Origin of the sequence: Myroides odoratimimus, assembly GCF_038039805.1 — a bacterium.
In the GTDB taxonomy this organism is placed as follows: Bacteria; Bacteroidota; Bacteroidia; order Flavobacteriales; family Flavobacteriaceae; genus Flavobacterium; species Flavobacterium odoratimimum_B.
Genome location: NZ_JBBPHK010000017.1, coordinates 17,399 through 31,560 on the forward strand (window position 1 = coordinate 17,399; position 14,162 = coordinate 31,560).

At 34.9% G+C, this 14,162-nt stretch carries 10 protein-coding genes; 5 read left to right on the forward strand and 5 right to left on the reverse strand.

Going from position 1 to position 14,162, the window contains the following annotated elements; all coding sequences use genetic code 11:
* Positions 1-85: 85 nt before the first annotated feature.
* Both AABL85_RS12645 and AABL85_RS12650 read right to left on the reverse strand, forming a co-directional pair.
* Positions 86-3,901, reverse strand: a complete 3,816-nt coding sequence (locus tag AABL85_RS12645) for an efflux RND transporter permease subunit (protein ID WP_341310342.1) — start codon at positions 3,899-3,901, stop codon at positions 86-88.
* A 354-nt stretch (positions 3,902-4,255) separates the two neighbouring features.
* Positions 4,256-4,684, reverse strand: coding sequence for a hypothetical protein (locus AABL85_RS12650; RefSeq protein WP_341310343.1), 429 nt, complete (start codon positions 4,682-4,684; stop codon positions 4,256-4,258).
* Between the two features lie 400 nt (positions 4,685-5,084).
* On the opposite strand from AABL85_RS12650, the gene aqpZ reads away from it, so the two are divergent.
* The 3 genes from aqpZ to AABL85_RS12665 all read left to right on the forward strand — a co-directional run bounded on the left by aqpZ (position 5,085) and on the right by AABL85_RS12665 (position 8,104).
* Positions 5,085-5,786: an aquaporin Z gene (gene aqpZ, locus AABL85_RS12655; protein WP_341310344.1), complete on the forward strand. Its 702-nt coding sequence runs from the start codon at positions 5,085-5,087 to the stop codon at positions 5,784-5,786.
* Between the two features lie 796 nt (positions 5,787-6,582).
* Entirely contained in the window at positions 6,583-7,155 is a 573-nt protein-coding gene (locus AABL85_RS12660; protein ID WP_341310345.1) for a Crp/Fnr family transcriptional regulator, read from the forward strand.
* A gap of 85 nt (positions 7,156-7,240) precedes the next feature.
* A complete protein-coding gene (locus tag AABL85_RS12665; RefSeq protein WP_341310346.1) occupies positions 7,241-8,104 on the forward strand; it encodes an SDR family oxidoreductase in 864 nt (287 codons plus the stop codon).
* Between the two features lie 643 nt (positions 8,105-8,747).
* Here AABL85_RS12665 and AABL85_RS12670 read toward each other — a convergent pair.
* From AABL85_RS12670 to AABL85_RS12680, 3 genes are read right to left on the reverse strand one after another with little or no spacing between them, the layout of a single operon-like run.
* Positions 8,748-9,656: a fimbrillin family protein gene (locus AABL85_RS12670; RefSeq protein ID WP_341310347.1), complete on the reverse strand. Its 909-nt coding sequence runs from the start codon at positions 9,654-9,656 to the stop codon at positions 8,748-8,750.
* Between the two features lie 60 nt (positions 9,657-9,716).
* Positions 9,717-11,270 carry a fimbrillin family protein gene (locus AABL85_RS12675; RefSeq protein ID WP_341310348.1) on the reverse strand — a complete coding sequence of 518 codons (1,554 nt, stop codon included), beginning with the start codon at positions 11,268-11,270 and terminating at the stop codon, positions 9,717-9,719.
* Positions 11,271-11,295: 25 nt separating this feature from the next.
* On the reverse strand, positions 11,296-12,723 hold the full coding sequence (locus tag AABL85_RS12680; protein ID WP_341310349.1) for a fimbrillin family protein: 1,428 nt from the start codon (positions 12,721-12,723) through the stop codon (positions 11,296-11,298).
* A gap of 453 nt (positions 12,724-13,176) precedes the next feature.
* Between AABL85_RS12680 and AABL85_RS12685 the strand changes: the two genes are divergently transcribed.
* Together AABL85_RS12685 and AABL85_RS12690 are read left to right on the forward strand one after the other, a co-directional pair.
* Complete coding sequence (locus AABL85_RS12685; RefSeq protein ID WP_341310350.1) at positions 13,177-13,533, forward strand: hypothetical protein; 357 nt, start codon at positions 13,177-13,179, stop codon at positions 13,531-13,533.
* Positions 13,534-13,586: 53 nt separating this feature from the next.
* Complete coding sequence (locus AABL85_RS12690; RefSeq protein ID WP_341310351.1) at positions 13,587-14,093, forward strand: energy transducer TonB; 507 nt, start codon at positions 13,587-13,589, stop codon at positions 14,091-14,093.
* The last annotated feature ends 69 nt before the right edge of the window (positions 14,094-14,162 follow it).

Sequence of the window (14,162 nt, forward strand, 5' to 3'; positions counted from 1 at the left end):
CGTCTCTACCTTAGTGTATTGTGTGCCGACAGTGTGTATATAATGCCCGTAGGGCAACCATTCTTAATTCCTAATTCGTAATTAATTAAGCGGAACGCTTAATTGCCCATTCTCTCCACCAACATTGGAATACGGGTACTACAAACATGGTCATGGACTGTATTAGCATTCCTCCGAATGTAGGAATAGCCATGGGTACCATAATTTCTGCTCCTTTACCCGTAGAGGTCATCACAGGAAGAAGTGCAATTAGAGCAGTAGCAGTAGTCATCGCTGCTGGTCTTACACGTTTTAGCCCTGCGTATACTACCGCTTCTCGAATTTCTTCTTTAGTCTTAGGATCTCTTGCCTCGAAGGTGTCATGTATATAAGTTCCCATCAGTACTCCATCATTGGTAGCTAATCCGAATAAGGCGATAAAACCTACCCAGACTGCTATACTCAGATTGATATTGTGCATTTGGAACAAGTCTCTCATATTCATATCTCCGACAGAGAAGTTCATAAACCAAGGCTGTCCGTATAACCACAATAAGATAAAACCTCCTGCAAAGGCTACAAACACTCCTGAGAAGTGGATAAGCGATGCTGCAATCGTTTTAAACTGGAAGTACAGAATCAAAAGAATCGCTAATAAACTCAGTGGTACAATGTATAGTAATCGCTGAGAAGCTCTTTCTTGTTGTTCATAATTACCAGCAAACTTATAGGTTACTCCTTTTGGCAGGGTAAGCTCGCCAGAGGCTAGCTTAGCTTGTAATAGCTTATCTGCCTCGTGTACTACATCTACTTCTGCTTTTCCTTCTATTTTATCAAAGATGACATAACCAAGTAAGAAGGTATTCTCACTCTGAATCATCTGTGAACCTTTAGCGTACTCTATATCTGCTACCTCGCTTAAAGGAATTTGAGCTCCTGTAGCAGTAGGGATTAGCATTTTTGCTAGTTCTTCTGGGTTATCTCTTAATTCTCTAGGATAACGCAATCTTACTGGGAATCGCTCACGACCTTCTACAGTAGTGGTCAAGGCCATTCCTCCGATAGCAGCACCGATTACATCTTGCAGGTCAGATACCGTAATTCCGTATCTAGCCATATTATGTCTGTTTAGGTGAATCTCTACATAAGGGGCACCTACTGCACGATCATAGAACACAGTAGAAGGCATAATAGAAGGGATGTCTTTAAGCGCCGCTTCTAATGCTTTTCCACCTATTTCTATAGATTCTAAATCTGGTCCTGATACTTTTAATCCCATTGGCGCACGCATACCTGTTGATAGCATCACTAATCTTGCCTCGATAGGCTGAAGTTTAGGAGCAGAGGTCAGTCCAGGCAAGTGAGATACATTGACAATCTCTTGCCAGATATCATCCGCCTTTTTGATCTCAGGACGCCATTGACGGAAGAACTTACCGTCTTTGTCTATAATTAAACTATCTCTAGGGATAAGTCTAAAACCATCTTCTACATTATAGGTAGTTCCATTGATGAGTTCAAACTCTCCTTGTTTATTAACTTTAAATCGCTGTCTATGTCCATTGTCATCTAGGATGTACTCTGATCTATAGTTGATCGTATTCTCAAACATCTGAGTAGGAGCAGGGTCTAGAGCAGAGTTTACACGTCCCCATTTACCTACTGTTAATTCTACTTCAGGAATATTCTGAATACGTCTGTCTAGTGTCCCGATAAACTGAAGGTTCTGTTCAATACCTGTATGAGGCATACTTGTAGGCATCAGTAAGAATGATCCTTCGTTAAGACTAGGCATAAACTCCTGTCCAATACCTGGGAAGGTCTCTGTTGATTTTTGCCAAAAAGCAGTTTCTCTAAATGATTTCCATCCCACAGTCTCAAAGCCTTTAGCTACAAAACCAAAGCTTTTGTCTGCACCTAACCATACTAGCATTCCGAATACTAATGTTAGAATAGGAATACTCATGAACTTCCAACGGTGGGTAAGTGCCCATCGTAAGATTTGTTCATAGTAGATTACTAATAACCACAATACACCTAATATAGATCCGATAGCTAAGAATACAAAGACAAAGTTTAGTCCTGTACTCTGTTGCGTCCCTAGTGGTAGCCATTCTACTGTAAGGTAGTATAAAGCCACAAATAGGGTAAGGGCTACATTGATATAATTCGCTATTGTATCTCCTTTCCAGCCTGTTGTAAACAGATTATTAATAGCCACTAATGTTAGTGTCACAGCGATAAACTCACCTGTGTATATCCACAGTCCTATACCTGCTACAGCTAAGATATAATTGGCTATTTTGCGTACTTTTTGTTTGTCTATTTTAATAGAGTATACATAGTATGCTATCGTAGGAAGTACGATGATCCCTAAGATAAATGCTGATAATAGAGCGAAGGTCTTGGTATAAGCTAAGGGTTTAAATAGCTTTCCTTCTTGCGCTTCCATTGCGAATACCGGTAAGAAACTGATAATCGTGGTTAGCATAGCTGTTGACAATGCACCTGATACTTCTGATACCGCTTTTGTAATAAGGTTGACAAAAGCCATTCCCTTACTTTGTATTCCTTGGGCTCGTTCTTCTTCCATGTACCTGATGATACTCTCGACAAAGACGACGCCAACATCCACCATAACTCCAATAGCAATAGCAATACCCGATAGGGCAACGATATTGGCTTCTATCCCCATATACTTCATAATGATGAAAGTCGCTAGTACTCCTATGGGTAGAATACTAGAGATAATCACTGACGCGCGCAAGTTTATAACCAATACGATTACTACGATGATACAGATTAATATCTCGTGTGCTAAGGCTGTTTCTAGTGTACCTATTGTTTCTTGTATTAATCCTGATCGGTCATAGAAAGGAACTACGGTTACTTTAGATATGGTACCATCAGCCAGTGTCTTTTGAGGAAGCCCAGCTTCCATCTCTTTTATTTTAGCTTTTACGTTATTGATCACATGCATAGGGTTAGCTCCATAACGAGCTACTACAACACCTCCTACAGCTTCAATGCCCTCTTTATCTAGACCACCACGACGTGTAGCTGGCCCTAAGTTAACGAAGGCTACGTCCTTAATTTTTACAGGAACATTGTTTCGTACTGTCACTACAGCGTCTTCTAGATCCTTGACATTTTTAATGTATCCTAGACCGCGTACTAAGTACTCTGCTTTATTAATTTCGATGGTCTCTGCTCCGATATCCAGATTACTTTTCTGAATCGCAGACATCACATCCATTACAGATACGTTATAAGCGCGCATCGCATCAGGATTCACTTCTACCTGATACTCTTTTACATATCCTCCGATAGAGGCTACCTCAGAAACTCCTTCTGCAGCAGATAAGTTATATTTAGTGTAGAAATCTTGTACTGTGCGCAGCTCGTCTGGATCCCATCCACCTGTAGGTTCTCCTGTCTCAGGATTACGCCCTTCAAGTGTGTACCAATATACTTGTCCAAGAGCAGTAGCATCTGGACCTAATGAAGGTATAACTCCTTCTGGTAATGTACCAGCAGGTAGAGAGTTTAGTTTCTCTAAGATACGCGAGCGGCTCCAGTAAAATTCTACATCTTCTTCAAAAATGATATAGATAAACGACATCCCAAACATAGAGCTACTACGCACTGTTTTTACACCAGGGATTCCCAGTAGAGAAGTCGTTAGCGGATAAGTGATTTGCTCCTGAATATCTTTAGGAGAGCGCCCCATCCACTCGGTTGCTACAATCTGTTGGTTTTCACCAATGTCAGGTATAGCATCTACTGGCACAGGATCACTTGGCAACATATTTTGGTGCCAGTTAAATGGAGCTGTTATTAGTCCCCATACAATAACTACTACCAGTAGTAATAGAGTAATTACTCTATTGTGTAAGAAGTACTTAATGATTTTATTAAGCATAAGATATATATTATACTGTATTAATAAATGACATCTGCTAATCCTTTATTTTATGCAACAATAGGTATGCCATATGCTTAGACATTATTTATAAACCTAAAATCCGATAAAAATAAATTAGCGATGATAACTAAAAAGGTAATTATCATTTGATCCACAAGTAGGTACTATTACTTCTTAAGAAGGGATATTTAAGTATTTACGTTGCTATATACTTACTATGTGTACATAGTAAGGTAAGTACTTTAAATAATACTTTCTTATCTAGTAATAGAGTGAAATGGTGTGGATGAAGTAACTAATATAAAAGTGACCTAAAGGTATAGGTGTGAACTAGTTACTTTTTTTAGAATATCATATACGATAAATACAGATATAAGACAGGAGGTCTATATCTTTATACTTAAATCCAGAAGGAGAAACAGAAAGGGGAGAAACAGATACTAAATCAATAGATTTTAAGTCCTCTAAGTAGTTAGAGTTAAACCATTGCGATTTAATATTAGCTGTTTTAGCCTTTGTATCTTGAACAACTTTAGGTGTTTGTACTTTTAATTCTGTAGAGGTAACCAATACACGTGAAGCAACTGTACAACATGGCATATTCATATCCATACCGCGAGAACCTTGCTCCATATCGCCACCACAACAAGACATACCACCTTCAGTACTCATCTCCATACCACAAGTCATCACTTCCTCTGTGCAAGACCACTCTATAATAGGGCTAGCCGTCACTAGGAAGGATAAGAATAGGAATAATATGGATAGATATTTCTTCATTTAATGTCTGAATTGTTCAAAACAATGTGACAAAGATACTTGTTTTTTAAACATGGGCACCTACTTTAAGCCTTTTTTATGGATGTAAAAGCACTTTTATTTTTACACTTATACAATTGTTGTTATTTGTTGTATAATTCTTGTCTATTATTGGTTTTACTTCTTTTAGGCACTTGTGAATAGTGTCCTTAATACGGTTAAAGTTTTACAAATTCAATAATGAGTTTTTGATGCTAGACTTAGTTAGATTATTATATTGAAGCTTTTTACTCTTATTCTACCTGTTTTTAACGGGGTGTTAATGTGTTTGATTTATTCTTATTTATAGTGTTAAACTATATTCGCACTATGTGACTATTGCTATTTAGACAGTCCTAATAGTAAACATAATTAAATTGCTATGAAAAATTATTTTGCTGAGTTCTTCGGAACTTTTTGGTTAGTATTAGGAGGGTGTGGTAGTGCTTTATTTGCAGCAGGAGTACCTGATGTAGGAATCGGATTTGTAGGTGTATCTTTGGCTTTTGGTCTGACGGTTTTGACTATGGCATATGCTGTAGGACCTATTTCGGGAGGTCATTTTAATCCTGCAGTCTCTATAGGGATGTATATAGGAGGACGATTCTCTGCTAAAGAGATCTTGCCTTATATCGGTTCTCAGCTAGCAGGTGCAATAAGTGCCGCAGTTGTATTATACCTGATCTATATGGGAAGTTCAGTTTGCTGTATTGATAATACATTACCAGGAGCATTTGCAGCCAACGGATATGGGCATTTATCACCTAGTGGTTTTAATCTACTATCTGCTTTTGTTACAGAGTTTGTATTAACAGCTTTCTTTATTCTAATTATTCTAGGAGCTACAGATAAGAAAGCGAATAGTAAATTCGCAGGAATTGCTATTGGTTTAGCATTGACGTTAATTCATTTAATTTCTATTCCAATCACTAATACTTCTGTGAATCCTGCTCGTTCTATTTCGCAAGCTATTTTTGCAGGAGGGGAGTATATCCCTCAACTTTGGTTATTCATCACAGCACCTATATTAGGAGCTATCGTAGGAGGTGCAATCTATAAGTATCTTTTAGAAGACAAACAATAAGGTATAATTAGTAGTTATATAAATAAAGAGCTTCGTGTATGAGTAGATACACGAAGCTTTTTGTTTAAATGCTAATTTGATTTTTAGTGTTATGGGAGTGTATAATGCTAATTGTAAATATGAATGAAAAGTTATAGTTAGATTTTGGTTTGTATTCCTTAATTTTTTAATATTTAAGTTTTAATATGGTTTGTAAAGGGGTGGATATGATGTTTTAATTGTAAAAAGTGCTATTAAATGACAAAAACAATAGGAATTACTGTTAACTATATTTGTTTTTTGTTGTTTAATTGTTAGTAAATTGCTTCTGTGAGATGTTAAAAATGTTGTAATGAAACTAATTTGTATTTATTTTTTAATAATAAGAGGTAGATGTAAATAAATCATCTGTTTTTTTGTTAAATGGTAGTACATTTAAAAAGTAGAACAACAGCTCAGGTTGTATAGAAAATATATGTGCTTTATTCTTTTTTAGCCAATGAGTAAAACGTAGTTCTAGCACTCAAAATTTTTTTCTTTTCAACTTATAGAGGCGCAACCCTAACCAAGTCGTCGATATTAGTAAAAAGCTATCCTAATCTTTAGGATAGCTTTTTTATTTAGGTTTAGAAGTGAGGTTTTAACCATGTTTTTGTTTTAATAAGGGAGAGTCACTTCTGATATATCGGTGTATAGTACAGTGTTGATTCAATTATCAGAAGGATAAATTGTTCTTGATTTTATGTTTTAAATGGGCTTCTCTTCTAAAAATAAAATTAGGTTATGTACCTTGCTTGTACTTTTCAATAACATAGAGATGCAAAACAAGTTTATAGATTATATCAAGACCTATACACCACTTACTTTTCAAGAAGAGCAACATCTGATATCCCATACTGTTTATAGAAGCTATGCCAAACAAGAGATCTTATTTCAGGAAGGGAATGTTTCTAACGAAATTTATTTTGTCACTAAAGGCTGTGTTAGGCTGTATTATAACGTTAATGAAATAGATAAGACGGGGTTCTTCTACACTGAAGGACAGTTTATCTGTGCAGGGGAGAGTTTTACCTATGGAGTAGAAGCAAAGGAGAATTATCAAGTATTAGAAGACACAGAATTATGTGTATTAACGAGAGAGAATATAGAATCTCTACTGAAGAGATCTCCTGTATTTGAGATTATCGCTCGTATAGCTGTAGAGAATGAACTACTGAGTGCACAGCGTATCATTCGTTCTTTTGTCACCCAATCTGCTGAAGAGCGCTATAAAGATTTATTAGCTCATCAGGGAGAACTTTTTTTACGTGTACCTCAGCAGTATATCGCTACCTTCTTAGGAGTATCACCAGAGACATTGAGTAGAATCAAAGCCAGAGCTTTAAAGTAGTATCTTTTCTTGACGATAGTCAAGAGCTCTTTTGGGGTTAGTTAAGGAACTTTGTGTAGAGAAATAAAAATAGCAAAGTAATAAGATGAGTAAAAGAGTTTTAGTAGCAGGAGCAACAGGATATTTAGGCGGTGAATTAGTGAAGGAACTAAAAGCAAGAGGATATTGGGTAAGAGCTTTAATTCGCAACTATTCACAACGCAATAAAGTCTACCTAGCAGATGAGGTATTCATCGGAGAGATAACAACACCTCAAAGTATAAGGGGGATTACACATACGATAGACTATGTGTTTTCTACCATAGGAATCACTCGTCAGAAAGAGGGAATGACCTATATGGATGTTGATTTTCAAGGAAATTTAAATCTATTACACGAGGCGTGTATCACTGATGTAGAACGCTTCTTATATGTGTCTGCTATCAATGGAGATAAACTACGCCATTTAAAGATATTTCAGGCTAAGGAAGGTTTTGTAGATAAACTAAAAGAATCAGGTCTAGACTATAGAGTAATTCGGCCTAACGGATTCTTCTCAGATATGCGCGATTTCTTAGAGATGGCTAAGTCAGGTAGAGTTTACTTATTTGGCAAAGGGGATAAGAAGCTCAATCCTATTGATGGAGGTGACTTAGCGAAGGTATGCATTGACAAAATGGAAGGTACAGAGAGAGAGTGTAGTGTAGGTGGACCTGATATAATAAGTCATAAAGAATTAGCCTTACTGGCTTTAAACGCATGGAATAAGGAAGAAAAAATCACCTATATTCCTGATTTTGTACGATTATGTATTATTAAACTATTACGTCTATTTACGTGTTCTAAAACCTATGGGTCTTATGAGTTTTTCTTGACAGCTATGGCAGAGGACAATATTGCTCCCTGTTATGGAGAACATCATTTAGAAGATTTTTTTAATAGGGAGGCGCTCCCTTTAATTAAGAATTAAGAATGTTTACCCTTCGGGGAATTAAGAATTAAAAATTAGGAATTACGAATGTTTTGCCTACGGCAGTAGGTACGTATATCATGTCCATTCGGCACACAATCGCTATGCTCTAATTAAGAATTAAGAATTAAGAATGTTTTGCCTATGGCAGTAGGTACGTATATCATGTCCATTCGGCACACAATGGTAGGGGCGTATTACATACATCATGTCCATTCGGCACACAATGGTAGGGGCGTATTACATACATCCTTACAGTATAGCATCTCGTATACCACGCTACGCATTACCCTCTAGATAGGTATGATAGGACAAGTACACTGTGACAGACAAAATATTGTGTCTCTACTGGATAGCATAGACTAAACAAAAAAATGATTTCACAAAATACACACGTTTATTAATTGTTCGGGGATTGGTTTACCCTTATTTTGATTTTGTTCGGAAAAAAGGCCTCTTTTCCGAACAAACCATGGGGTTTTCCGAAGGAGTCCCGAAGGAATTGTAATTGGTATGTATTCACCGTATAGTAATCACTATGTATATCACGTTATCTCAATACCCTAATGATATAGATATAATAAAAAAAGGTACACTAAATCTGTTTAGTGTACCTACTTCTAAATGTATTCTAGCGTATCTTTTAGTCTACGATGATTTCTTCTTCCCCTTCTTGATCCCACGGCTTTATCGTTCCTTGAATCACTACCTCATTACGTTTAATAGTTGCGTTATAAGTGTATTTTTTTCCTTCAAGAAACTCTTTTTTAGAGATAGAGTAAGTAAATATATCGTTGCGCTTATTATTAAGTTTAAACTCTATAAGAGCAGTGTCACTTCCTGTCTGAGGAATTACTATTAGTTCATAGTTCTTTCCTTTATTTGAACTATATGCTTTTATATCTGCTACTTTTTGTCCAAGAGTTAATGTGTTTTTAGTAATATGATATGTTGCTTCTGTATCTAAACCTTTAAATGTAATCTCAAGATTTTTTAGATCCTCCAGCTCAATACCATCTCCATTTTTAATATTAAGAACAATATTTGTCAATTTGTGGTGAAACTCAAGGTTTACCATTTTACTTGTTTTGTCATATCCTTTTGCGCCATTATCTGCAAAAGCTCTGATTAAATCAATACTAGATTGAGAACTTTGGTCTGCGGTTTTTACAGGATATATGTAGTCTTTAATGTCCGTAAAGGGATAATAGGCTATAAAATTTACTTTTTGATTCTGATCTCCAGGATAGTACATGGTATTTTCTTTACTAACAGGGCTAAAAGAGGTAGCAATACCTGCTTTATCTGCTTTGTAATGTGCGTTTTTTGGATCTTCAGTAGTCTCAGACTGTCCCTTTTTTAGCATATAGATTCCTATTTGCTCAGTGCCTTCCCATGATTCACCACCTACTAAACGATTTTTAGTTTGGTAGATTCCTGAGGAGAATTTTACTGTGTTATCACTTGTATCTATATTATTGTCATCACTCTTATGGCAAGATGCAAGTAATAGAACTGAGAAAGTGATTGTACTTAAAAATTTAATTTTCATAATGATTTTGTTTAAGTTATTTTTTATTTACATATACTGTATTTATTACCAGGTGTTTAACTAGAATGCTAAAATTGGACGAGTGGTATATATTAGTGATGTTTTAGAACCACTGTTAGCGGTATTGCCATTTGAAAAAAACACATTCCAAATAGTTTCAATAGAAAATTCAGAAGAAGATGAATATCTATAGTAAAGCCCATCGATTGTTAGCTTTTTACCGTTAGCTTCTATTAGTTTATTATTGAAATTATTTTGTGAGGTTATAACTGTTTTATCATTATAACCTGGCATTCTAGTGTTTGATCCCCAACCTGTTATGTCTTCATAGGTTTTACCGCTAAACCCAGCATAAAGTTTTTTAAGTTCTAATTGGGCTGGTAAATACCATACATTTAGTAAATCTTTGTCATATCTAGCAGTACCTCCATTTTTTTCAGTATGGATCCATTCAAAGACAGGAAAGTCACTCCAAGTTAGTTGGTTGTCTGCGATATGCTGCTGTATAATGTACATGTTTTCCATTCCATTATATATATCAGTAGCTAGAGTATTAGTATTGACTTTGTTCCATATCTTCCTATCCTCATCTAAACTTACAACCAATCCATGGGTACCTTTAGTATTGGGTCTGACCCAAAAAACTATACCTTTAGCAGGTATGCCCGAAATGGCTACTTTATTTTCATATACTACATTAGGATCTGGATAATAATCACCTACTTTATACTGCTGTAATAGTTCAAAACCATCCTCACGACCAAGAGTTAATTTTATTTTTGTGACAGAACCTTTATAAAGTGTTTTGTTGATAAGTCCTAAATAATCCATGTCTATTATAGCTCCTTCTGTGCTTTGTGTAAGTTTAATCTTAGAATACAGTGTGAGTCTTTGAGCAGGAACTAACGCACGATATATTTGTGACTGATTATCTACCTTATGCATAATAATATCTTTATACCTATTGGGTGTATTAATCAGTTCGCCTGTTTCTAAATTTAACTCTGTATCAGTTTGATTAAAAATCATTCTTACCACAAAGTCATCTGTAAAATCAGGAACAAATTCTTCTTTTTCAACTTCTATTTGAACAAGAGCCATAGCATGAGAAAAAAGTAATTCTACAGCTAAAGAGGAACTTTTTTGTACATCTTTTTTAGAAGCTGTTAGAAGATCACTTTCGTTATAGCCATGTCCTTGTTGATCTTCTTTTACTGAAAAAAGTAGAGATGTTGGATCAACATCAGCTTTATCTGTATAAGGATAGTATGCATAGAAGTGAAGACTTTCACCATCATTAGGATAGTAAATAGGTTTGCTAGGAATCCACTTAAGCCCATCATACTCTAATTTTAGATTATCGACATAGTTATCCTTAGGTTGTAGTTTTTTATTTCCCTTAACGATATATGCACCCACTTTATCACCTACTTGCCATGAGCTAGTGAAGTCTAAAGCTGTTTCCATTCTACTAAGTGCTTTTTCTTCTGTAGTAAAGCCTAGTTTAAATTCAATAGGTTGATTGCCTTGTTCTAGTATATCTCTATCTTCTTTATTGTCACAACTCCAAAAGAGCAATACTAATAAAACAGAATATAATATCTTTGTTTTCATATCTTTTCTTCGTTAATGACTGTTTTTAGAATGCTAAAATAGCGCGTACATACGCTTTTGTTGCTTTTCCTTGTAGGCCAACTTCTCCTGTTTTGAAATTTACACCATCAGCATTGAATTGTGAATATGCAGTAGAAGAGTAGTATTTTTCGGGCATAAATGAAGCTCCTCCGATATCCTGAATGTTTTTGTTTAGTGTATCAGATTTTTTGTATGCTAAATAGATAGCATGTAGTTCATCTATGGCAGGGAAGTACCATATACCTGTCGCATACATATTAGAATAATCAATCGTAGTATCTTTATTTTTTTGATGTATCCAATTAAAAGAAGGGAAGCTAACCCAATCTTTATAATCTGCTATGATTCTCATATTATATATCCCATAAGAGCTATGCTCAGCATCTGTTTTTTTCAAGTCAACAGACCATACTAAAGAGGCTTGATCTATACTTACTATTTTTCCGTGTTTAGAAGCGCTATGGGGCTCTATCCAATAAACCACTCCAATAGCTGGGTTACCAGAGATCAGTTCTCCATTTTTATATACTGCTTTGGGATCTGGATAATAGTCTCCTACAGCATATTGTGAAGCCTCAGCACCTCCTTCTATAGGTTCGTCGTCTTTGCCAATCCAATCTGAAATACCATCTACTGTTACAGTAATACCAGTTTGGTTAACTGTTACGATATAAGAATAAATCTTACCCGCAGAGAACGTTCTATCAGATAGAGTTGTTTCAAATTTGTTATTGTCAATTTGGACAGTAACTTTCATTTGAGCAACTTCCTGCGGAATGATTATAGCAGCATTATTAAATGCAGTAATCGCATTAAGGGTATTTTTATTAGACAATATTCCATTGGCTAAATTAAAGTCAGCTTTCGTGTTTAATCCTTCTATTTTAATAATCGCTTTTGAAAGATCTGGCTGACCAACACCTGCTTTTAATGTAAAGTTTAGTTTACTTAGCATATGCTCAAAGGTCATATTCACAGGTGTTTGGCTTTTCTCTATTGCTTTAGCGTTATTACTATACAATAAATCAATCTCACGAGGATTCTCTTGATTACTCACATTTATAGAGTAAACAAAATCTGTTATCGCTATATCATAAGGATAATACCCTATAAAATCAACTTTCTGGTGCTTTGGATAATAAATAATATCTTGTTTACTAGCTGGTTGGAAATTTCCTTTGTTAGCAATTACTTTTGCTAGATATTTTTTGTTATCCGCATCATCTACAATAGACTCTTGTGATAAAATTTGTCCATTTTCAATCATAAAGATACCAATAGCATCACTTTTCCCCCATAAGGATGCGCTATCTTTTGAAATTGTATATGCGCTAAATTGAACAGGGATAGAATTAACCAATACCTCTTCTTTATCATCACTAGTGCAGTTAGATAATAAGATAATAAGAAAGAAAAAGTATAGGTGTCTCATTTTTATATAAATTATATTTATTAAAATAGTTACTGTATTTACAATGTTTTTTTTATTAATAGTTTAACGTAAATGTATGTAAAATGTCTCAAGTTTTAAACTTTAATTTATTATATATCTAATTATGACTCCATATTAGTGTACAGAAAAGATACTTTTCAAATATTAGGCCAAAATTGTTTGATGAGTAATTTATATTGCCAAGTTTGTTCGTAGATAAGAAGTCTTTCTATATTGTTTTTTTGGGATATATAGTGTAGGGTATTGTCATGCTAAATTAGGAAAGATATGCTATGGAATTAAGTTAGAGATATTAGACCCATTTGTTACGCAATGGTAGGAGTTAAAGGCATTTAAAACAAGGTAGATTATATTTAAGTAGATGAAATAAGTGTATATGGTTACTCTCTTTTTCAGTACCTTAGTAATAGGGAAATAATAAAAAAAGTAAATATGAGTTACGATATTGCTGTTTATAGAATAGAGACAAGAGAAAAGGATCAATGTAATGAAGAAGATTTCTTTGAGAATGAAGAAAATTTGATAGAATTTACTTCAGAACAGATAGAAGGACTTAAAGAGAGACTCTTGGCGTATGAATATGTATTGATTAAAGAAGATGATTTAGGTATGCGTTTCGGACATTCTAATGAAGATTATGGGGCAGCATTGTTATGTAATAATGCGCTTTACTTTACTGCAAGTTGGAGTGGAGATTCTATTTTTGAGGTAGGTATGACAGCATCAGAGTTTACAGATAATGGTGAGTATGCAAAGTATGATTTCCAAAAAGGTGAATGGGAGAAATAGTGGCTTTAGGTATTGAATTAGTTGAATAATAGTTTTAATGTAATTGGAATAAGATGTTTAAGAAAATAACCTCTGTCATTATATTTTTTTCGTTATTGTTAAGTGTCTATGCACAGAAGCCTAAGAAAGTTGAGTTTATAGAATTACCCTTATATGATCAGTTACCTGAGTGGCGATGTACATTACCTATAGAAAATAACAATACTGTCACTACAGTAACAGATACTTTGCCTTCTTTAGACAAGGTTTATCATTCAAGGGATGTAGAACAGAGAGCTACTTACTTAGGAGGTGTCAAAAAGTTTGCTACTGACTTTCTTCTTAAATTTAAAGTACCTAATGAAATAGAGAAAGGAAAAAAAACAAGTGTAATTGTCCAAGTTATTATTGAGAAAGATGGTACACTTACTAATATAGAAGTACTTCGAAATACGGGGTACAATACTAAAGATGAGGTTATTCGTATTATTAAGGAATTGCCTAAGTGGAGTCCTGCTTTAATCAATAATCAACCTGTGAGAAATGTTAATGTAATCCCTATTACTGTGCGTAGGTATTGAGGAATATAAGAGTATTTAAAGAGGAGTCTTCTTTAGATATTGATTTAAAGAATTATAAAAAAATCCTTA

What these genes read in the sequence shown, in the direction of transcription:
- AABL85_RS12680 (WP_341310349.1), bottom strand. Translation starts at nt 12,723, where the DNA reads ATGAGACACCTATACTTTTTCTTTCTTATTATCTTATTATCTAACTGC.
- aqpZ (WP_341310344.1), top strand. Translation starts at nt 5,085, where the DNA reads ATGAAAAATTATTTTGCTGAGTTCTTCGGAACTTTTTGGTTAGTATTA.
- AABL85_RS12675 (WP_341310348.1), bottom strand. Translation starts at nt 11,270, where the DNA reads ATGAAAACAAAGATATTATATTCTGTTTTATTAGTATTGCTCTTTTGG.
- AABL85_RS12650 (WP_341310343.1), bottom strand. Translation starts at nt 4,684, where the DNA reads ATGAAGAAATATCTATCCATATTATTCCTATTCTTATCCTTCCTAGTG.
- AABL85_RS12670 (WP_341310347.1), bottom strand. Translation starts at nt 9,656, where the DNA reads ATGAAAATTAAATTTTTAAGTACAATCACTTTCTCAGTTCTATTACTT.
- AABL85_RS12645 (WP_341310342.1), bottom strand. Translation starts at nt 3,901, where the DNA reads ATGCTTAATAAAATCATTAAGTACTTCTTACACAATAGAGTAATTACT.
- AABL85_RS12690 (WP_341310351.1), top strand. Translation starts at nt 13,587, where the DNA reads ATGTTTAAGAAAATAACCTCTGTCATTATATTTTTTTCGTTATTGTTA.
- AABL85_RS12660 (WP_341310345.1), top strand. Translation starts at nt 6,583, where the DNA reads ATGCAAAACAAGTTTATAGATTATATCAAGACCTATACACCACTTACT.
- AABL85_RS12665 (WP_341310346.1), top strand. Translation starts at nt 7,241, where the DNA reads ATGAGTAAAAGAGTTTTAGTAGCAGGAGCAACAGGATATTTAGGCGGT.
- AABL85_RS12685 (WP_341310350.1), top strand. Translation starts at nt 13,177, where the DNA reads ATGAGTTACGATATTGCTGTTTATAGAATAGAGACAAGAGAAAAGGAT.